Annotated in this window: 21 protein-coding genes; 3 read left to right on the top strand and 18 right to left on the bottom strand. The window is 41.4% G+C overall.

All coding sequences use genetic code 11. The features are described from left to right. Nucleotides 1-108: 108 nt before the first annotated feature. Both nox and RFK25_RS08895 read right to left on the bottom strand, forming a co-directional pair. On the bottom strand, nt 109-1476 hold the full coding sequence (gene nox / locus RFK25_RS08890; protein WP_172028860.1) for a H2O-forming NADH oxidase: 1368 nt from the start codon (nt 1474-1476) through the stop codon (nt 109-111). Nucleotides 1477-1855: 379 nt separating this feature from the next. Then, nucleotides 1856-2194, bottom strand: coding sequence for an ATP cone domain-containing protein (locus RFK25_RS08895; protein WP_105109201.1), 339 nt, complete (start codon nt 2192-2194; stop codon nt 1856-1858). A gap of 162 nt (nt 2195-2356) precedes the next feature. On the opposite strand from RFK25_RS08895, the gene pepF reads away from it, so the two are divergent. After that, nucleotides 2357-4147 (top strand): oligoendopeptidase F, encoded by a 1791-nt coding sequence (gene pepF, locus RFK25_RS08900; protein WP_332413049.1) that lies wholly within the window; start codon nt 2357-2359, stop codon nt 4145-4147. Between the two features lie 27 nt (nt 4148-4174). Here pepF and RFK25_RS08905 read toward each other — a convergent pair whose 3' ends face one another. The 15 genes from RFK25_RS08905 to RFK25_RS08975 form a co-directional block, all read right to left on the bottom strand. After that, the gene (locus tag RFK25_RS08905; protein WP_332413050.1) at nt 4175-4777 is read right to left on the bottom strand and encodes an alpha/beta hydrolase; all 603 of its coding nucleotides are present in this window, start codon (nt 4775-4777) and stop codon (nt 4175-4177) included. A 12-nt stretch (nt 4778-4789) separates the two neighbouring features. Next, complete coding sequence (locus RFK25_RS08910) at nt 4790-5740, bottom strand: VOC family protein (protein WP_332413051.1); 951 nt, start codon at nt 5738-5740, stop codon at nt 4790-4792. 201 nt (nt 5741-5941) lie between these two features. Continuing rightward, entirely contained in the window at nt 5942-6277 is a 336-nt protein-coding gene (locus tag RFK25_RS08915; protein ID WP_332413052.1) for a Lin0368 family putative glycerol transporter subunit, read from the bottom strand. A gap of 10 nt (nt 6278-6287) precedes the next feature. After that, the gene (locus RFK25_RS08920) at nt 6288-6641 is read right to left on the bottom strand and encodes a Lin0368 family putative glycerol transporter subunit (RefSeq protein ID WP_172029573.1); all 354 of its coding nucleotides are present in this window, start codon (nt 6639-6641) and stop codon (nt 6288-6290) included. Between the two features lie 52 nt (nt 6642-6693). After that, nucleotides 6694-8523 carry a type 1 glycerol-3-phosphate oxidase gene (gene glpO, locus RFK25_RS08925; protein WP_332413053.1) on the bottom strand — a complete coding sequence of 610 codons (1830 nt, stop codon included), beginning with the start codon at nt 8521-8523 and terminating at the stop codon, nt 6694-6696. A gap of 18 nt (nt 8524-8541) precedes the next feature. Then, entirely contained in the window at nt 8542-10053 is a 1512-nt protein-coding gene (gene glpK, locus RFK25_RS08930) for a glycerol kinase GlpK (protein WP_332413054.1), read from the bottom strand. 179 nt (nt 10054-10232) lie between these two features. Next, nucleotides 10233-11702, bottom strand: coding sequence for a helix-turn-helix domain-containing protein (locus RFK25_RS08935; protein WP_332413055.1), 1470 nt, complete (start codon nt 11700-11702; stop codon nt 10233-10235). Nucleotides 11703-11713: 11 nt separating this feature from the next. Further along, nucleotides 11714-13042, bottom strand: coding sequence for an FAD-dependent oxidoreductase (locus RFK25_RS08940; RefSeq protein WP_332413056.1), 1329 nt, complete (start codon nt 13040-13042; stop codon nt 11714-11716). A gap of 255 nt (nt 13043-13297) precedes the next feature. Further along, on the bottom strand, nt 13298-14233 hold the full coding sequence (gene dapA, locus RFK25_RS08945) for a 4-hydroxy-tetrahydrodipicolinate synthase (protein ID WP_332413057.1): 936 nt from the start codon (nt 14231-14233) through the stop codon (nt 13298-13300). A gap of 61 nt (nt 14234-14294) precedes the next feature. Beyond that, the gene (locus tag RFK25_RS08950; RefSeq protein WP_332413058.1) at nt 14295-14567 is read right to left on the bottom strand and encodes a hypothetical protein; all 273 of its coding nucleotides are present in this window, start codon (nt 14565-14567) and stop codon (nt 14295-14297) included. Nucleotides 14568-14591: 24 nt separating this feature from the next. Beyond that, nucleotides 14592-15668: an aspartate-semialdehyde dehydrogenase gene (locus RFK25_RS08955; RefSeq protein ID WP_332413059.1), complete on the bottom strand. Its 1077-nt coding sequence runs from the start codon at nt 15666-15668 to the stop codon at nt 14592-14594. A 285-nt stretch (nt 15669-15953) separates the two neighbouring features. After that, entirely contained in the window at nt 15954-16241 is a 288-nt protein-coding gene (locus tag RFK25_RS08960; protein WP_332413060.1) for a DUF1905 domain-containing protein, read from the bottom strand. 8 nt (nt 16242-16249) lie between these two features. Beyond that, nucleotides 16250-16903, bottom strand: a complete 654-nt coding sequence (locus tag RFK25_RS08965) for a DNA alkylation repair protein (protein WP_332413061.1) — start codon at nt 16901-16903, stop codon at nt 16250-16252. Further along, on the bottom strand, nt 16893-17402 hold the full coding sequence (locus RFK25_RS08970) for a GNAT family N-acetyltransferase (protein ID WP_332413062.1): 510 nt from the start codon (nt 17400-17402) through the stop codon (nt 16893-16895). Before RFK25_RS08970 ends, RFK25_RS08965 begins: the two co-directional genes overlap by 11 nt. Continuing rightward, complete coding sequence (locus RFK25_RS08975) at nt 17403-18020, bottom strand: DUF5052 family protein (RefSeq protein WP_332413063.1); 618 nt, start codon at nt 18018-18020, stop codon at nt 17403-17405. A gap of 244 nt (nt 18021-18264) precedes the next feature. Here RFK25_RS08975 and ucpA point away from each other — a divergent pair, with 244 nt between their 5' ends. Continuing rightward, entirely contained in the window at nt 18265-19056 is a 792-nt protein-coding gene (gene ucpA / locus RFK25_RS08980; RefSeq protein ID WP_332413064.1) for an SDR family oxidoreductase UcpA, read from the top strand. 199 nt (nt 19057-19255) lie between these two features. On the opposite strand, the gene RFK25_RS08985 is transcribed toward ucpA, so the two are convergent. After that, nucleotides 19256-20581 (bottom strand): FAD-containing oxidoreductase, encoded by a 1326-nt coding sequence (locus RFK25_RS08985; protein ID WP_332413065.1) that lies wholly within the window; start codon nt 20579-20581, stop codon nt 19256-19258. 260 nt (nt 20582-20841) lie between these two features. Here RFK25_RS08985 and RFK25_RS08990 point away from each other — a divergent pair, with 260 nt between their 5' ends. Continuing rightward, nucleotides 20842-21573, top strand: coding sequence for a PrsW family glutamic-type intramembrane protease (locus RFK25_RS08990; protein ID WP_332413067.1), 732 nt, complete (start codon nt 20842-20844; stop codon nt 21571-21573). Nucleotides 21574-21691 lie beyond the last annotated feature (118 nt).

The following is a 21691-nucleotide window of genomic DNA, read 5'->3' on the forward strand; positions in this document are numbered from 1 at the left end:
ACATCGCTTTGAATATTGAAAAAGAGAGAACGAAGTTCGTCCTCTCTAGGTGTTAGCTTTTCATCTACCCACTACAGTTGACAAAGAGCCCTTATGTATCAAAAGATATTATTTAGCACCAAGTGCTGCTACTGTGATGTAGTTGTATGGTTTGTTGAAGTGTGGCAAGAAGAACAAGTCAGTCAATGCCAATTTCTCAATTGTTACACCTTCTTGGATTGCCAATGAGAAGAGGTGGATACCCAATGAGATATCTTCACGAGCTGCCATTTGAGCACCAAGGATACGACGTGAATCTTTATCGTAAACGATCTTGATAGTTACTGGGAAGTTACCATGCTCCATGAATTCTGGTTTTTGGTTGTCAGTTACTTCAGTAACAGCAGCGTTCAATCCAAGACGAGTAGCTTTTTCAAGTGTCAAACCTGTTGATACAAGGTTAAGACCATAGATAGAGATACCGTTAGAACCTTGTACACCGATACCTTCAAGGTCAGTACCACAGATGTTGTGAGCCGCTACGATACCAGTACGTACTGCGTTTGAAGCCAATGCAATGTAGCTTGTGTCGCCAGTAGCGTTGTCGTAGATAGTTGCACAGTCACCGATAGCGTAAACGCCTGGAATTGAAGTTTCTTGGCGTTTGTTTACAAGGAAGGCACCGTTACGGAAACGCTCGATTCCTTCACCTGCAAATGCAGTGTTTGGACGGAAACCAACAGCCAAGATAACCATGTCAACATCGTATTCGTTCTTGTCAGTGATGATTTTTTCAACTTTACCGTTACCAGCAACTTCTTGAACTGTTTCACCGAAGGCAAGTTTGATACCGTTGTCTTCCATGTTTTTAGCCATAAGGTCTGACAAGTCGCGGTCATAGTAACCAGCCAAACATGTGTCTACAACGTCGATAAGGATAACTTCTTTACCTTTACGTTGGAAAGCTTCAGCAAGTTCAACACCGATGTAGCCAGCACCAACAACTGCTACGCGGTTGATGTCTTTGTTTTTCAATTTTTCAATAACATCTGCTGAGTTTTGGTACAATTTAACGAATTGCAAGTTTTCAAGAGTTGCTTCAAATTCAAGAGAACCTTCTTTGATTGCAGCACCTTTAATTGGTGGCAAGATTGGTTGTGAACCTGTAGCAAAAAGAAGTTTGTCGTAAGCTTCAACGTGCTCTTGACCGTTTACAAGTGCAGTAACTGTTTTTGCTTCATAGTCGATAGCTGTAACAGGTGACTCCATGTAGACTTTAGCGCCCATGCTTTCCAACTGCTCTTTATCTGAGTAGAAAAGTCCTTCTGGACCGGCAATTTGCTCACCAATCCACAAAGCCATACCACAACCCAAGAATGAGATGTTTGAGTTTTGGTCAAATACAACGATTTCGTTTTCTTGACCGTAGTTTGTCAACATAGTTTTGATTGCGGCAGTACCTGCGTGGTTAGCACCGACAACAACGATTTTAGACATAAGTAAAATCTCACTTTCAAAATAAATATTTTTTTACATCATCTATTATACTACACATTTGTTACCGATTTCAAAATTTTTGCTCAGAAAATCACATTTTTTTCTTTAAACCTGTTGCTAAGCCTTAAAAGCAGCCTAAACATAGTCTACATTGTAGCCATTATTTTTTAAATCATTGCCAAAGACAGGTTGTCAACATAAAAAATCCCATAGGCACGAACTACGGGATTCAACTAGTTAGATTGGGATTAACTAATTTGATTATAAGCTAATGGTTGGTTGTTTACAAATACTTTTTAAATATAGATTGTTATAGCTTTTGACTATAACAAAAAGAGCAGGGAAGAAAGTTAACTTCGCCACTCTCCATATCTTTTCTTTATCGAATTTGCTCAAAGCGCAAATGAACGACAATCTTGTCCGCATAGCCATTACGTTCCAAATCACGTTGCAAACGATAGGAAATATAATGTTCAGCAATGGTAATATAGCCTGCATCCAACAACCGATGTTCAACTTGTGACTGAACCATGCTGATGGTTGGACGTTCTGTATGAGCTTCTTCCAAGTCTAGCACGACTTTCTTCGTCACTTGTGCCAGGTTCTTCCGCCATGTATCGTCGATTACATATACAGTTTGAGCTGCCTTAATAATGGCTTGGTAAATCTTTTCGGGGTCAAATTCTACAATTTCACCACTTCGTTTAATAACCTGCATATCTAACTCCTTTCCGGTTTTCAGTAAACCCTTTCATACTATAATTATCTACGTTTTTAAGCATTTTGTCAAGTTTCCTTTTCATAAATTGGTCTAACATTATTTTTCCTCAAACCAATTCTTATGTTATAATGTAGCTATCAATAAAAAAAGGAGAAATATATGACTTCTGCAATGCCAAAGCGTCAAGAAATTGATGTGCAATTAACTTGGAATACTGATTTGCTATTCCCAACACCTGAAAATTACAAAGAACAATTGGTTGCTTATACAAATCAAGTCACTGCCTTCGAAACAAACTTCAAAGGAAAACTAACAGACAAGGAAACCATAGTAGCTGCTCTCAAAGAATATGAGAAAATCGTTATTCTGGATAGCCGACTTTCTCACTATGCCTTCCTTCCTTTGGAAGTCGATAAGATGAATACTGAATTGGCGAGCCTGGCCAACGAATATGACCTCGTTTCTGCCAAGGCACGTCCTCAACGAGATTTCCTCTATTCAGAACTTGGTCAGTTAGATGAAGCCTTTCTACTTGAATTAAAAGAAGAACAACCACAATGGGCTGCATTCTTTGATGGTATTCTCCGTGACAAACCGCATCAACTCCATCCGCTACAAGAAGAACTTTTATCAAATTTTGCACCAACATTTGGTCAGCCCTATAACAACTACGGTGTGACCAAGTTTGAGGACATGACCTTTGACAACTTCGAAGCAAATGGTGAAACACTTGGTAATAGCTATGTTCTCTTTGAAAATGATTATGAGCTCAGCCATGATACCGAAATCCGTCGCAATTCAGCTGCTGGTTTCTATTCAACCTTGAAAAAATACAAGAATACAACTGCAGCGACATATTTATCTCATATCAAGAATGAGCAAATCGAAGCTCGCTTGCGTGGATTTGACAATACCATAGACTTCCTCTTGCATCGTCAAAACGTATCCCGTGACCTATTTGATCGTCAGATTGATGTCATCATGAAGGAATTGGCTCCACACATGCGTCGCTATGTGAAATTGGTTGCTAAGGCTCATGGTTTGGATAAAATCACTCATGCTGACTTGAAAATCAGTCTGCCTTCTGAATACAACCAACGCATTACTCCTGAAGAGTCCAAGCAATTCTTGATTGACTGCTTGGGCCTTCTTGGTGAAGATTATGTGAAAATGATTGAACAATCATTTGATGAGCGTTGGATCGACTTTGCCCAAAACGAAGGCAAGGCTACAGGTGGCTTCTGTGCTACACTTTACGACGGACCATCCTATATCCTACTTTCATGGACAGGATTGATGAACGAGGTCTTGGTATTGGCTCACGAATTAGGACATGCTGGTCATTTCCAATGGGCGAAAAAACAAAGTGTCCTCAGCTACGATCCATCCCTCTACTTCATCGAGGCGCCTTCTACTGCTAATGAAGTCTTGACATGTAACACCCTTTTGAAAAACAACCAAGACCCTGGCTTCCAGGCTTACTTGATTAGCGAACTGATCAGCCGTACTTACTTCCACAACATGGTTACTCACTTGCTTGAAGCAGCCTTCCAGCGTGAAGTCTACACTCGTTTGGACAATGAAGAATACCTCAACGGTGATATTCTCTGCCAAATCAAGTTGGATGTCATCAAGGAATTCTGGGGTGAAGACTTTGAAATCGGTGACGATGCAGGTCTTATCTGGATGCGTCAACCGCACTACTACATTGGTTTGTATCCGTATACCTACTCAGCTGGTTTGACCATCGGTACGGCTATGGCGAAACAATTGGAAGAACATCCTGAAGAAGTTGTTGAAAAATGGTTGGAAACCTTGTCACTGGGTGCTAGCCTTTCTGCTCAGGACCTTGCTAAACACGCTGGTGTTGACGTTTCAACAGATCAACCACTTAAAGAAACCATCGCCTACGTTGGTTCATTGGTTGACAAATTAGAATCCTTAATCTAAGACACATAAAAGACTTGAACAACTTGTTCAGGTCTTTTTGTCTATTCTTTCTTGATACCAATTTCCCACATAGGTCAATTCATCCTGACTTAAAAAATGTCCCTTGTCAAAACGAACTAGATTGGCTCTGGGAAAAGCTGCCGCTTGCCAGTCATCTACAAGATTTTCAAGAGCGACTTGGTCGACGAGTTGGTCATTCTGCCCCAGTGTAAATAAAATCTCTGCTCTGCTATTTTCCATAGGAAAAGCATAATCTAAGGCTGAAGGGTGGAGCAAGATATAATTGTCCGCCAGGTTTGACTGCTTGGTTAACAAGCCCATGATAAAGTTGGCACCGTTTGAGAATCCAACGAAGGTAACCTGCTGGTAGGGCTGATTGTCTATATCCTGCCAAAAATCCAGAAAAGCCAACAAGCGCATTTCAACATCGACAAGATCCAGCTGACCGTCAATGAGAGGTGCAAAGAAACGCCTTTCCCTGCCTTGACCCCAACTGCCATCCAAGGAAAGGACAGAAGCTTTTGGATCTAACTGTTGGCGCAGAAAGAGCATGGAGTCCTTATTGCCGCCTGTTCCGTGGAAAAATACCAAAAGACGAGGACTGGTCCCTTTGATAAAGTGATAATCCATACTTCATTTCTCCTAATAACGTTGGGAGAGATTTTTTTCGATATCCTGTCTGTCCTCTTCAAAGAAACTTGGCAAGAACAGTTCAACTTTATCTAGCAGCTTATCTTGTCTTGGCATGGCAGCCTCTCTTTCGCCAGCCATGGTCGCAACCTCAAACATGAGATAATTGGGCGTTCGAAAGTACAAGGAATGCATGAAATCTCGATTGATAATCCCAGAATGTGGACGATTGATGAGATTTAAGCGACTAATCAGGTCTTCCAAGTCGGACTCATCTAAGACACCAAATGCGATATGATGAATGGCCCCGACTCCCATCACACTAATTGGCGACTCTTGGTCAAGTATCAAATACAGGCGATGCTGGAAGGTGTTATCAAAGAGCAGAGAAATCACTAAATTATCTTCAAAAACAAATCGACTTTCCTCGACAAAACCAAAAGTCTCTGTCAGTAAAGATAACAATTCCTTTTCTTCACGAATCCGCATATGTAGACTGGCGATGCCAAGAATAGCGTATTCTGACGGAATGTCATCCGCTTCAGACGGAAACATTTCTCCGATAACGTCATGATAGGTCAAGCCAAGCAACTGCCCATCTTCATCTCGGAAATTCAGAATATGCCCATTTCCAAAAGCCTGAATTCCTTCATTTTCCACTTCAAACTCTGTCAGTCTTTTCTGCCAAAATTCTAATGCCTCAAAATTTTTTACCAAAAAAACAGTTCTTTCCAAACGATTGGTTCCGTTTCTATGACTGGGATGGTTAGGCATATCAAAAATGGTGTATTCCGTTCCAAAACGACCTTCATCATCACCGAAAAAGAGATGATACATGCTTGAATCTTCTTGGTTGACTGTCTTCAAGGTCAATTTCAAACCTAGATTATGATGATAAAAATGATAGGCTTGATGTATGTTTCCTACCAAACTTGAAATGTGATGAATACCTGTATTGTTCATAGCTTTACCTCGATATTTAATATGAACGTATTTTATCACTAACTAGTTATACAATCAAGAAAAATGCACAAAGAAAACACCTGAATGACTTCAAGTGCTTCTTGGAGATTATATGAAAAAGATGATTTTATTATAAGTTACTATCCTTAAAATATTCTAAACCAAAAACAACTAGAAAAATATTCTAGCTGTTTGTTTCTATTATAAAAAGAATGATAGTATGAGACCACCTAGGATACCACCTACAAGTGCCGCTAGGATGTTATTGGTTGCTTTACCAACTTTACCACCTCTGGCTGCTGAAGCTACGAAGACACCTACTCCTGCAGCCAATCCCATATCGACCCATGCATCGCCAGATTGAGACATTAAACCAACACCGTGATTGAGGCACCAAACTGTACCAACAACCATTGCTGCTGCCAACCAACCACCAATTGGTCCGAAATGTTCAACCATTTTTCCCCATGTTAATCGAATAACAAATGGGAAAATAAAGGCACCTACAAGTGTTGCTATTGCTTGTTGAATTGTCATGATTTTCCTCCTAATCTTTTTCCATATCTTCTTCAATCTTAGCAGCTACCAAGCCACCGATAGTTGCGCCAACAATAATCAAAAGAATAGTAGGCAGAGAATCTGCAATGGTGCCAAAACCTTTCAAAAATGCATCTCGAAAAATACCACAGATAGCAATCCCAAGCCCCATATCAACGAAAGCTGAATCAGCATCATGTTTAATCAGACCTAGGTAGTGGTTCATGTACCACATTGGGCCGATGATGATAAATGCTGCGAAGAATCCTCCGATAATGCCATAGGCTTCTGCAAAGGCTCCCCAAACACTCATGACAATCATACCAGCAATCATGTAACCGATTGTAGAACGTAAAAATTTCATAATTCCTCCTTTGGATATTCTAATCTACCACCTTGTAAATCAGATAAATTGTTTATGCTTGTTTCAAGTATGTTAAATCATTCTTAACGAGAGTATCAGCCAACAATTGTTCTTGTTGTGCCACTTCTTCTGCTGACCAAGCATAATAAGCCGCCATTTCTTTAATAATTTCAGGTGCTACTGCATCCAATTGTTCCCTCATGAAGAGCATATAATTGGTACGGCGGAGAAGATAATCCACTACTGTCAAGGTCATTTCTTCCTTCATAGCATAGTGAAGAGAAAGCAAATCACGCTTGTTAAGGGCAGACACAGCCTCTACTTTATGGTTCAGGGCAAAGACTTTTGGAGCATTTGATCCGTACAAGTTAGCAAGATAGAGGGCGTCATCGTAGTCCAAACCTTTTTTCACACCTAATTGAGCCAAGTGTTCGATTTCTTCTGCTACATTAGCTGGGTTCAATTCACCACCAGATACAGGATAGGTCTTAGAATTGATGAGTTTAAAGCTACGACCATGTTCTTCTTTGAGGATGTCTGCTACTTTTTCAATTGCACCTTCTGCCATCTTACGGAAATCGGTAATTTTACCACCGGCAAGTGTGAGCAAACCATTCTCATCACGGTCAAGGGCAGAACCACGCGATACAGCAGACGGATCCAAGTGTTTTTCAGAAACACTACCTTCCAGATGAGTCAAATCGTGTTCCACATCATCACGGGTCTTTTCATTGTTCAAATAACCTTTGACGGTTTCAATCAAGCTGTTGAAACTATCGTCACTGAGTTTTCCATTATTGCCACCATTGTAGTCAGAAGCACCATTTCCTGACAAGAGTGGACGAAGACCTGCCCAGCCACTTTCAATATCATCCAAGGTCAAGTTTGCTTCTGGGAAGCGATTATTGACAATATCCAATAGATAATCGACATCTTCTTGAGTGACCATTGGATTTGCCAAATCGCCTGTATAGTCCGTATCTGTCGTACCAAAATAGGTTTTGTTTTCACGAGGAAGAACAAAGACCATACGGCCGTCAGCATGACCAGTGTCAAAGTAGGTTGGTTGAGGCACAGACAAACGAGAGCTATCGACAACTAGGTGCACACCCTTGGTTGGACGCATCTGGAGAACACCTGAGCCTTCTCCTCCAAGATTACGCACTTCGTCACTCCATGGTCCTGTTGTATTGATGACCAAACGCGCACGGATTTCAAAGGTGCTGTCTGTCAGCAAATCACGAGCGACGATACCGACAACTTTTCCAGCCTCATCTTTGATGAATTTCTCAGCTTTGACACGGCTGGCAATCAAGGCGCCGTCTTTTGCTGCACGTTTGATGTTTTCAATTACCAGACGAGCATCATTGTTACGGAAGTCAAGATAAACTCCTCCACCAAGTAAGCCTTCTTTTTTCAAATGTGGTGCTCGTTCCAGCACTTCTTCTCTTGTCAACACCTTATTAGCAAGGTCCGTATTGTTAACTCCAGCCAAGAGATCATAGAGATCCATAGCCACTTTCAAGCGGAAGAGGCTAAAAGTAGATCCTTCTTCATCATAGACAGGTAAGAGCATTGGATCTGGTTTTGGAATGTGAGGAGCAATGTTTTGCACTACTGCACGTTCTGAAACTGTATCAGAAACTACCTCTACATCAAATTGTTTCAGGTAACGTAGTCCACCGTGAACCAATTTAGTTGAACGGCTAGAAGTCCCTTCGGCAAAGTCCTGCATTTCAATCAAGCCAGTTTCCATGCCACTAGCAGCGGCTTGGAGGGCTACACCAGCCCCCGTAATACCACCACCGATAACCAGAAGGTCCAACTGTCTATCCTGCATTTTTTCAATCGCTAAGCGACGTGTTTCTTTTGAAAATTCCATGTTTTCACACTTTCTTCTTTACTCTTCATCTAGTTGTGCAAATAATTGCGTTGCAGCAACAGCTTTTTTCCAACCCTTGTAGAGCTGTTCTTTACGGGCTTCATTCATTGCTGGCTGGAAGGATTGACCAACTGCATTCAATTCCTTCAATTCATCCAAGTCCTTCCAGAAACCAACTGCAAGACCTGCTAGGAAGGCTGCACCAAGTGCGGTTGTTTCCAAGTTTTTAGCGCGAGCAATCTCGATACCAAGAATATCAGCCTGGAACTGCATAAGAAGGCTGTTCATGGCAGCACCGCCGTCTACTTTCAAGACAGAAATGTCAATTCCTGAGTCAATCTGCATGGTATCAATAACATCGCGTACTTGGTAGGCAATGGATTGGAGGGTTGCTTTCACAAAATCTTCCTTGGTTGTTCCACGCGTCAAGCCAAAGACTGAACCACGCGCATCCGAATTCCAATAAGGAGCTCCCAAACCTGTAAAGGCTGGTACAACATAGACCTCATCATTGCTAGTTGATTTGCGAGCCAACTCTTCAGATTCTGGTGATTCTTTAACCATCCGCATACCGTCACGAAGCCATTGCACAGCTGATCCTGCGATAAAGATTGACCCTTCGAGTGCATAGTAAACTTTTCCGTTGATACCATAACCGATAGTGGTCAAGAGGCTATTCTCAGATAGCTGCATTTCCTCACCAGTGTTCATAACGATGAAGGAACCTGTTCCATAGGTATTTTTCACCATACCTGGTTCAAAGGCCAACTGTCCAAAGAGGGCTGCTTGTTGGTCACCTGCCATACCTGAGATAGGAACTTCTGCTCCGTAGAAATGGAATGGAGCTGTGGTACCATAAACTTCTGAGTTGGAACGTACTTCTGGCAACATAGCTTTTGGAATATTGAGGAGGTCAAGGATTTCATCATCCCACTTGAGTTCCTTGATATTGTAAAGCATGGTACGAGCTGCGTTAGAGTAGTCCGTTACATGACACTTGCCATTGGTCAATTTCCATACCAACCAAGTATCAATAGTGCCAAAGAGGATCTCTCCTTTTTCTGCACGTTCTTGAGCTCCAGGAACTTGGTCCAAAATCCAACGAACTTTTGTAGCTGAGAAGTAAGCATCAATGACCAGACCAGTTTTCTTATGGAAAAGGTCTGCATACCCATCTTGTTTCAACTGTTCTGCAATATGTGCTGTCTGACGGGATTGCCAGACAATAGCATTGTAGATTGGAAGTCCAGTTTCCTTGTCCCAAACAACTGTTGTTTCACGTTGGTTAGTAATCCCAATCCCTTCAATCTGGTCTGGACGAACACCACTTTCAATAAAGGAACCTGCAATAACAGACTGTACAGAATTCCAAATCTCATTGGCATTGTGTTCTACCCAACCTGGTTTAGGGAAGATTTGTGTGAATTCTTTTTGGTAGCTACCCACTTTTTCACCTTTTTTGTTAAAGATGATGGCGCGTGAGCTTGTTGTACCTTGGTCGATGGCCATAATGTATTTTTCTGCAGACATTTCCTGTCCTCCTTGTAGGTTTATCTTATTTTTGAAAGCGTTTCCGACTTCCTTGTGATTTTATTGTAATCTATTTTTCGAAAATAATCTTATCAATTTTTTTACTATTTCAAAAAAAACTGATAAAGTTGTCGTCTTTTAGGAGCAAAAGAAAAACTTCCTAGAAACTAGAAAGCTTTTCACCGCCGTTCGATCCGAAACTGCTTGCGTTCGACCAACCGTTTAGACTGCTCTAACTTGCTCTGATGAATGGTCTGAATAAGGCCCTTTACATCCTTCAACTCCTGAGCAGTTGGCAAACCATAGATATGATAAGATGGATCTTGCTGCCAAGGATAATCATGGCAAATAACCAGATCATAGGATTGGTCTGATTGGACAGGCTCGATTTGAATTGATCGATTGCGTTCTAAGAACTGACATAAGACATGTAAAATGGGAGAACTAATGACAGACGGATAACTGGAGGCCCACCCAATTTTCACCATGGTTGGCTCCACCTGCATAAAATATGAAAATAATTGCGTCAAAGATAGCAAATGGCTGGTGGCTGGGGCTTGCCTTCGCCCAAAAATCTCCTCAGATACATGGTGCAAGATACTAGAAGCAGCCTCTTGCATGAAAAAATCATAGCTAGCCAACTCATCAAAGCCACTATCGATGCAGGAAGTGAAAAAATAGAGCTGACTAAAAACCTGATTGAGATGATATAGTTCGCCTTCTTCCACTGTCAAATCTGTCTTCAAGAGAATTTTTACCCGTTGAAAGGCCCAACTAGTTGCTTCCATAATGGGGCCACCGAAGCCCAAGACCTGTTCTAATTGATGGGCTGCCACTATCCCTTGACTAAACAAGAAGGCAAAAACAGACATGGTGTCCCCCTCTTGAAAGGAAGCGGATGCTTGCTGGCGTAAGGTTAAAAAGAGCTGGCGTAGGTGACGGTAAAATTTATGTTGTTCATAGGGTGCCATTAACTGATAAACTGCCTGGAAATCCAAATCCTTCAATCGCATTCTTTTCTGGACAATCATCAACCAGAGAGCCAACTGATGGGCCTGTCGAGGATTAAACTGGGATTGATAAAAGCGTTCAAAAATCGGCAGATGAGCAAGTTGCTCCCTAAAGACCCGATCTTGTTCTAATTCCTTGAAAGGCCTAGTCAGCCAGAATAATTGATAATAAAAATAGCGAATTTGCAACTCACTCCCCCGCAAACGACCGTTCCGCATACTCACCTGAAACTCTTTCAGAACTTTGTTTAATGTCGAAAGGTGTCTGTTCAAAGTAGCTTCACTCAACAATAATTCTTGAGCCAACATGGGAATAGAGCATTCGTTTTTATCAAAAAAATAAAGTAAAATCTGGTACTTGATACTGGTTCTAAAGAGATAGGCAAACAGGTCTTGTCTGGATAAATTAGCTCCGCGTTGTAAGACAATTTCCTCTTCTATAATCTGAAAGACAAGACCAAACTGCTCCTCTTTAACCTCTTCAGAGAAACTTTCTATGTAGCGTAACAAGGTAGATTTGGACAGATGGAGCTGCTGGGCAACTTCCTTTATTCCAATAGGTGCAACGGACTTGCGCAAGAGAAGAAAGAGCTGGTAAATAGCGCGCTCACGTTTTTCTAATAAATCTAGAATATGCACACAATCACCACCTATTCTTGATCAGATTTTTGCCAGAAATACTGATTGGCTGCTTCCATAATGAATGGTTGCAGATCGGTTCTTCCAGGCAAACAGAGCCAAGCTTCTTGTAGCAAATCTTCCACCGTCATTTCCTTAGAGATGGCAAGAGCAAGAACATTCATCTGTGCCATGTGGTCAGAGGAAGATACCAATTGACCACCAAGAATACGTCCATCCTCTCGACTGACCACCATTTTGAAGTCTATTTCTTTTTCATCCCACTGGCTGAATGGTTGCCGGATGCGAATAGCGTCTGTGTCCAACCACAGGTTTGCTTCCCTTTCCGTCAGACCTACGCTAGTCAGATTATAGCCAAACACATGGGTGGAGACAATGCGTTGAACAGGCTTTAAGCGCTTCTTCTTAGCCAGAAGATTTTCAGCAACCAGACGCCCTGTCAGCATAGCATGGTTAATCATGGGCAGATAGGCCTGCCCAAACATAGTAACAGGCATCCGGATTAAATCTCCTACCGCAAAAATTCCAGACTGACTGGTTTCAAGATAGTCATCCACCAGAATACTACCATCTGTATGCAGGTCCACTAATCCTTCCACCAAATCTGTATGGGGTCTAAAATTGGTACCCAAAAGAACAAAGTCAGACAGGTAGGTTCCCTGCAAACTGCTTAACTGGACTTGACCCAACTCATTCAAGTTAACTTCATTAACTGTTTCCGAAAAATGATAGTCCAAGCCTATCCGTTCGAATTCATTCCAGATGAAGTCGACCATTTCCCGATCGAAATACTTGGCCAGGGGCCATTCTTGCGACTCTATCAATCTAAGCTTTAAAGGGAAACGACTGAGTGCTTCTAGGCTTTCAAGCCCAATTTGGCCAGCACCTATTACCGTCACATTTTCTGCCTCTCCGAACTTTTCAAAACACTTTTGAGCTTGAGCAATGGATTTACTGGTCAAAATCTTTTCCGACAGGTCAACCGATTGGTGTTCCCAAACTTGTTGGGCACCCATAGCTAAAATGAGATAGTCGTAGGGTAATTCTCGCGTGCGTTCTTCTTTTTTTAGCCTTATTTTTTTAGATACGGATTCTATGGAAATGCATTCCCATCCAAGTAAGAAATGAACGGCCGACTGCTCTAGCCCCTCAAAATAGCAAATCCTTGCTTCTTCCCAGCTTGAAATTTCTCCTTTTACTTTCCAATTGAGCGCATTGGGAAAATAACCAATACTTTCTTCCTTATCGATCAAGTAAATCGTCGCTTGTGGATAGCGTTTCTGGCATTCCATTGCAGCTGTCAAACCAGCAAATGAAGCACCAATAATTATAATATTCATCCTGATTCCTCCCTTATCCTCCATTATAGCATTGACAAGGCAAATTCTTATTGAAAAGGTTTACATATCCATACAAAAAAGCACACCTATTTTATGATGTGCTTGAATAAATCTAAATAAAACGTCGAAAATGGCAGCTGAAGCCCTGGATATCCTCACATTTGAGTTTCTAGGCTCGGGTTAAAAACGTCCACTGGACATTGCTCGCTCTCTTGTTTCTTGGCTCGCGTTAAAACAGTCTATCCGTAGACTGTTTTAATAATCCGGTCTTACAACTCCTGTCACAGTTGCTTTGGTTGCTTCGTAATCGCCGTCAACGACGACTTTGATAATGCGTTTTGCGTCTTCTTCTGGACAAGGTACCAATGGTAAGCGGAGTGGTCCAACTTCAAATCCCATGTAATTGAGAACTGCCTTGACTGGTGCAGGACTTGGATAAGAGAATAAAGCATTAACTTTCGGAATAAACTTGCGTTGAATGGCTGCCGCAGTTCTGATATCTTGCTGCTCAATAGCAGTAAACATCTCATACATTTCATCACCATTGGTATGGGATGCAACGGAGATTACACCATCAGCACCCAGGTTCATGGCATGGAAGGCATCGCCGTCCTCACCAGTATAAACTAAGAAATCCTCGGGCTTATTTTCAATCAAGTAGGCCATATTGGCAAGACTGGTACACTCTTTGACACCGATAATATTAGGATGTTCCGCCAAGCGCAACATGGTTTCAGGCGTCATTTCAACGACAACACGTCCTGGAATATTGTAGATAATAATTGGCAAATCAGAAGCATCCGCAATAGCCTTGAAGTGCTGGTACATTCCTTCTTGAGAAGGCTTGTTGTAATAAGGCACGATGGCAAGACCTGCCGCAAAGCCACCGAAAGCCGCAACTTCCTTGGCAAACTCAATGGAGTCACGGGTATCATTGGTACCGATACCTGCAATCAAAGGGACACGACCATTGACAATCTTTTGTACTGCCGCAAATAATTCCAATTCTTCCGCGTGTGTAAGAGTTGGACTTTCGGCAGTTGTGCCTGCCAACAAAATCCCTTCCGTATGATGAGCCAACAAATGCTCAACCAATTCTGGTAACACATCATAGTTAATAGCTCCGTCCTCTTTAAAGGGCGTAATCATAGCCGTAATAATTTTTACATCACGCAAATCTTGAATAGACATATCTCAACCTTTCTACAACTGAATGCCACAATAAAATCATCAAAAGCCAAGCCCTTAACATCTAAGCTTTTAATTTTTTGAAAATACGATAGCTATTGACAAAGAAAATCATACTCACTGCTAGGAATGCTAGAGCGACTCCAGTAGCACCCACTAAAGAATAAATCCAGTAAATAAAGCGTGGGAGGAGTTTTTCTCCACCTGTTTCTTCCCAAACTAACAAATCTTGCCTGATAATGAATCCATAGACGGCAACTACAAGACCCAAAACGGTACTGAAGAAAATTTGTACCTTTGGGCGTTGCTCCATTTTCTTAGCAATATTATCATTCATTTTTCAATCTCCTAAACCTAGTCCTTATTTCAACTCAAATTTCAATTCTGCGGTTGGACGAACAAGACCACGTTCATGGAGAGTTTCAGCGATTTGAACTGAGTTCCAAGCTGCACCCTTTAGTAAGTTGTCAGAAACAACCCACATGTGAATACCATTTTCCTTATCCAAATCCTTACGAATACGACCAACGAAAGTATCACGGCTACCAACTGCGTTAATAGCTTGCGGATAGACTTGATTTGCCACATCATCTTCTAAAACAGCACCTGGGAAGGCTGCGATAGCTGCTTTCACTTCATCAATCGGAGCAATTTCCTTGGTTTCAATGTAAACAGACTCAGAGTGGGCAGACAAGACTGGGATACGGACACAGGTTGCAGAAACGGCAATACTGTCATCTTCCATGATTTTCTTGGTTTCTTTTGTCATCTTCATCTCTTCATAAGTATAGTCATTTTCAGTGAAGAGGTCGATTTGAGGAATAGCGTTAAAGCCAATTGGGTAGTGCTTCTTATCACCACCAGAAGGAAGAATGTTGGCTTCTACTGCTTTTGGCTCTACTCCATCATTCAATACAGAGCGAAGCTGAGCTTGTGTTTCCAAAATAGCTCCCATACCAGCACCAGAAACCGCCTGATAGGTCGATACGATAATCCGCTCTAAGCCCCATTTCTTACGAACAGGTTCAAGCGCAACCATCATCTGAATAGTTGAACAGTTAGGACAAGCAATGATACCATTGTGGGCATCTAATGCGTGAGCATTTACCTCTGGAACAACCAAAGGTACATCTGGATTTTGACGGAAATATGATGTGTTATCAACGACAACTGCACCAGCTTTCACAGCATAAGGAGCGTACTTAGCAGATGTAGATCCACCAGCTGAGAAGAGGGCAATATCCACTCCTTCAAAAGCTGTCTCTGTTGTTTCTTCGATAACAATATCTTGTCCCTTGAACTGCAAGGTCTTACCTGCTGAACGAGCAGAAGCCAAGAAACGTACTTTATCGATTGGAAGTGTTGACGCTTCCAACATTTTAATCATTTGGGCACCAACTGCACCAGTCGCACCAACAACAGCTACTACATAAGCCATAAAAAATCTCCTTTAGATCAATTCTTCAAAATTTTCTAAAAATTTGTTATTTCATAATTATACCATAATTTTATAAAATGAAAAGACTGGAATACAAAAAAGCCCACCATAAAGGTGGGCCAGGGCATCGTTTCCGATGAGAATAGAAGGTTCACACAACTATTCAAGGTCCGCTCCTGCGTTTCAATTAAATGAAGACCTCCCTAGCGTCGAATGTGACAAAGTCACTACTCGGCTCATCGCATGAATCTATTCTACCATAATCTCAAGGATTTGCAAGCCTGATTACTCCAGTCGTTCTTGAATGGTTACTTGTACTCTATCACCAACCTGTTTTCCAATAGCCGCTCGAATAGCCTTTTGAATGCCAATAATGTAACAGATATTTCCTGCTTCATCCTTGACTCCCATATTAACAATAGAGCCATGATAAACAAGGCCATCAAAAGTAGCCTCTACCTTTACTCTTCCCTTTCCAAATTCCTGACGAATGTCATAGGGAAAAATAACGTAGGCTCCGCCCTTATCTGGAACAGGGTGGATAGTTGCTTCAAATTCATATACTTTAGACAAGATTCCTCCTAAATGTACTTACTAGCTTCACGAATGGACAAGCCTGCCATTTGGGAGCTGTACTTTTTTAGAAAAGCCCGTACCCAGTCAGGATTGGTCTTGGAATAATCTCGCAAACTCCAGCCAATCGCCTTATTGATGAAAAATTCAGTCTGATTGAGATTGTTGACCAAAATCTTCTCAAGAAGTTCTGTATCAGTCTTTTCTTTTTGCAGGAGTTGGTGGTCAATGGCAATTCTCCTCAACCAGAAATCATCATCCACACTCCATTCTAAAATGGTCTGCTTGGCCTCTGGATTGTCCAAAACAATCTTACCTACTAATTTATCCAGACCGTCAATACTATCCCACCAAGACTTGGCCTGGGCTAATTTTTTCAAGCGAGGCAGGTCAGCTAAAACCAAGTCCTTTTTCTTTGTAACCAGATAATCAATAGCAATATACTGAAACTCACGGTAGGGTTTGACCCAGCAAGCCTCTACAAAATCCCAATCAATTCCCTGAACCTTGAAATCTTTGAAGAACTGCTTGGCGATCTGTCTGCGGTCAGGCGTTCGTACACCTAAGAATTCAAAGTTATTTTTCATATAAGCTTTCATAGGCTGGGCTTGACTGGCATCCGCTACCGCCAATAAACGTTTTTCTAATTCATCAATTTTCATTTGCATCACCTACCAAGGATTTTTGAAGCCAGACAATATCGTGCCAGGTATCAAATTTATAACCAACGTTTTTGAAATGTGCTACCTGTTCATAGCCTCTCTTCTTATGAAGAGCAAGCGAGGCTGGATTAGGAAGAGCAATACAGGCTAAAAAGTTCTTAAAGCCATGCGCTTTCAAATCTTCCTCTATGGCATCATATAAAAGACTTCCGATTCCTTTTCCACGTGCCAAATTACTGACATAAACAGACAATTCAACTGTCCAATCGTAAGCAGCACGGGCATAGTAGGTCGATGCATACGCATATCCCACAACTTGTCCTTCTTCTTCTGCAACTAGATAGGGAAATTTCTCCAAGGTCTTTTTAATCCGACTAGCAAAGTCTGCCACAGTCGGCACTTGAGTCTCAAAAGTAATGGCTGTAGTTTTAACATAAGGAGCATAGATAGCCACCAAATCTGCAGCATCCTCTATCTGAGCTGACCGAATGTTTATCATCTAGTTCTCCAACAATTCTCTGTCATAAATAGTATAGTCACAACGGTAGATAATCAAACGTTTACCATCTATCAGTAGTTCTGATGTTTTTGGCGCATCAGAAGCATAAAGGGATACCTTATCACCAACATAGGTCGCTAATGGTGTACCATTTTGCGAACGAATTAAAACAACCTTAGCCTTACCAGTAAAATCATTTTTCAAACTAGAAACCATCCGATTAACCAAGGGAATAGAACGATCATAGTTGGCAATATCTACAGTCGATTGATACTTGGCAAATAAATCCTCCAAGCCCTCTTCGGCAGCAATCAAGGAAGACCCAACATGGTCAATCTCATAATTACCAAGTGTTACCTTCAAAACAGACGAATCCGCATTGGAATAGCCTTCGGCGTCCACTGAGTCAAATTCCTCATTCCGCGAAATCGATAAGGACTTACCAGACATTTCATCTATTAACTGAGAATTCTCATCAAATGTCCGAACTGTCATTTCCAAGCCAATCCATTCTTCCTTGGTATTTTTCCACCAATTTGAAATCGACTGACAGGCTGACAAAGTAAACAAACTTGCGACTAAGACAGCACTAAGTGCTAGTTTTTTATTCCATCTCATATAAAACCTCCAATGGTTGATACCTTATTGTATCATGTTATACAGTAAATACCAAAATTACTTGCAGATAACAATTTTATCCCAGAAAATAGTTTGGCATACTTTATGAAAGCTATTTTGTAAAAGAAAGAGGAAACATAAAATAAATATCAATAAATTCATTTCAAAATTACTATATAATCATTTGACTTTTTGTTTGAAAAGGGTTACATTTTATTTGATATATTAACAAGGAGGAACACTTATGAAGTTACTTGGAAAAGTTGCGCTGATTACTGGTGCTGCATTTGGTCTTGGTAAAGGAATTGCTGAAGTCTACGTAAAAAATGGGGCTCAAATCTGTATGATAGATAGAGATGAAGCCGTTGAGACAACCGCACAAGAATTGCGAGAAAAGTATCATGCAGATATCATTACACATATAGCTGATGTTCGTGAAATAACACAATTACAAGAGGCTGTAAATAAAACGATTGCTGCATTTGGTTCTCTACATATAGCCTGTTGCAATGCTGGAGTCTGTCGATTGGCTCCATTTGAAGAATTTACAGCAGAAATGAGAGATTTCCATATCGATGTAAATATCAAGGGTGTCTGGAATACTTGCCAAGTCGCCATTAAGGAAATGCTAAAAGGAAACGGAGGTAGTATTGTAATTGCTTCCTCAGTAACAGGAGATATTGTGGCAGATCCTGGAGAAGCAGCTTATGCCATGACAAAGGCTGCAACAGTAGGTTTAACTAAATGCTTAGCGGTTGAATATGCTCAAAAAAATATTCGTGTGAACTGCACACAATTAGGCTATGCACGAACACCCATGGTAGAACAGATGGCCTTAGAATCTGACCCTCAAAATCCTGAGCAGATTATTGATGGAATTGCAAAAGCTGTTCCAATGAAACGATTAGCAGACCCTAAAGAAGTTGGAGAATTATTTGCTTTTCTTGGAAGCGATGAAAGTAGTTATATAACAGGGGCTCAAATTGTCATAGATGGAGGAGCTACTCTGCCAGAGACTGTCGATATGGGAGTCTAACGCACAATGTAATTAAAAGGAGAATAACAAGATGAACCATCATCAAGGTATTCTCCTTTTATGCTATAAAAAACCGCCCTATCGGACGGTCACGGTTCATCAAAGAAAAATGGTCACTCGATGAAAATTGACACTAGTCTAGGAAACGAAGCCGCAGATTATACTTGAGTATATCAAGGCAAGTTGACGCCGAATAGTGTTAATTTTCGATGAGTGAAAAGACATCATTCAAGTTCTCAGCCATAGTCGGATGGGTGAAGATTTGAGTTTTGAAGTAGGTATAAGGAATCTTATTGTCAATCGCCATAGCAATCAAGTTAATCAGCTCCTCTGAATTGCGACCAAAGAAAGTTGCACCAAGAACAAGCTTCGTTTCCTTATCCACGATAACCTTGAAAATACCCTTGAGGTCATTGTTGACATGGGCACGAGGCATATTGGCAACAGGCAATTCATTGGCAATGTAGTCGTAACCTGCTGCCTTGGCTTCCTTCTCGGTCAGACCAACACGAGAAAGTACAGGCGTAATAAAGACACTGGTTGGGATTGACTTACGTTGGCTCAAGCTATAAGTTCCAGTCCCATTCAACTTGCCGAAAACGATACGGAAGTCGTCTAGCGATGTATAAGTAAATTGTGGGCCACCATTGACATCACCCACTGCGTAGACACCTGGAACAGTGGTTTCACAGTAGTCATCCACCTTAACAGCACCATTTTCCAAAAGCTCAATCGCCGTATTTTCCAAGCCCAAGTCAGCAGTATTCGGCACACGACCTGTCGCATAGAGGACAGCATCAAAGTTTGCTGTTTCACCATTGACAGTCAGGGCAACCTGCTCTCCTGCTGCAGCCACTTGCTCGATGTTAGCTCCCAGCTCGAAGGTCACGCCAGCTTCTTCCATATACTCCTTGGCTAGCTTAGCAACCACTTCCTCTTCTCTCGGTAAAATAGCAGAGCTGGCTTCATATACTGTCACCTGACTGCCGAGTTTGCTGTAAAGTCCAGCAAATTCAAGTCCAATATTACCACCACCGATAATAGCCAACTTGTCAGGACGAACTTCCAAGTTCTGAATGCCTGTACTATCATAAACGTGAGCTGTATCCAACAAACCTGGAATTGGAAGTACGCGCGACTTAGCACCTGTGTTAATGATAATGGTTTCCGCAGTTAACTGAAGGCTTTCTTCTCCAGCAACTACCTCCACAACCTTGTCAGCTACAAAACGTGCGTGTCCTTGATAAAGGTTGGCACCGCTACCTTTCAAGACTGCTTCATTTTTATTCCGTAAGCGAGTAGTCACAGTTTCCTTTTGCTCCATGACCTGCTCAAAGGTCCAGTTTTTATCCGCTGCTACCAAGAGGGTTTTGGTTGGAATACAACCGATATTGATACAGGTACCGCCAAACATGGCAGGATTTTCCTCGACCAAGGCAACTTTTTTACCTACCGCAGAAAGCTTTCCTGCCAAGGTCTTTCCAGCCTTACCAAAACCAATTACTAACAAATCATACTGTTCCATAAGATTCTCCTTTTATTTTTTCAACATTAGTCTATCAAAAAAGAATATTTTTGACACAATTCTGCTACGGCAGTAGAATTTTAAATCACTTTAGCAAAAAAACAGATAAAAATTAGACAAGATAGCATAACTTTTGCTACAATGTATCCATACACTAATTCGTTAATACAAAGGAGTTTTAAATGTGAAACATATTACACTATTGTAAAACCTATTTCCCCATTCTTTTAGCCAGCTTTGGGTTTGTAAAAGGCTGTCAAATGATATTTGAAGAATTGGCCAAACCAAATGGCATGGAAGCCAAGTATCCCTTGTTTTTACTAACTATCTCTGTTGCCGCCCTTTATATCATTCCCCTGGTCTATTTGATCCGCTACTTGGAAAACCGCTATGCTATTTCCAAAAAAGTCAGTCATTTAAGTTGGATTTTGGGCCTAACTGCCGGAGTAGCTTTTTCAGACTATGGACACGCAGCTATTGGCTACTTTTTACTTGAGATTGTCAAGGTCAGCGATGATTTTCGTTATGACTGGGGGGCTGCTGTTTCTGCCCCGTTTGCAGAAGAGTTTGGGAAGGGCTTGGTTGTTCTCTTAGTCCTACTAATTGCGAAAAAAATGACTGTAAAATATGCCTTGGTCAGCGGTATCATTGCAGGTCTTAGTTTCCAGCTTGTTGAAGACATCATGTTTACCTTCCGCGATATGTTCATGGGTAAACTAGACGGCTTTGAAACCATTATTGGTCGAGTTGGGCAGGCTGGTTGGACCCACTGGGTATTTACCATGCTCTTTGCTATTGGTATGGTGGCACTTTTTACCAAACAAAAAGCCATGTCAACAGTTCAAGGTCTATTTTGGATTGCGGCAAGTATCGGTCTGCACTTTTTCTTCAACTCCCCATTGCATACGGGTATATTGACAACCCTGCTTCCGATGGCTAGTGTCTTGCTGGGACTTCTTGCCTATCGAACAGTTGATCAGTTAACAGAGTAACAGAAAAAATCCGCCAAAGAGCGGATTTTTCAGACTGAAGACAAAGTCCTTAGAATTTATTTTCTAAGGGCTTTTCTTCGTATTTAGGAGTATAATATAATAAAAAGGACTTGTGAGG

The organism is Streptococcus sp. SS-4456 (genome assembly GCF_036680365.1).
Classification (GTDB): Bacteria; Bacillota; Bacilli; order Lactobacillales; family Streptococcaceae; genus Streptococcus.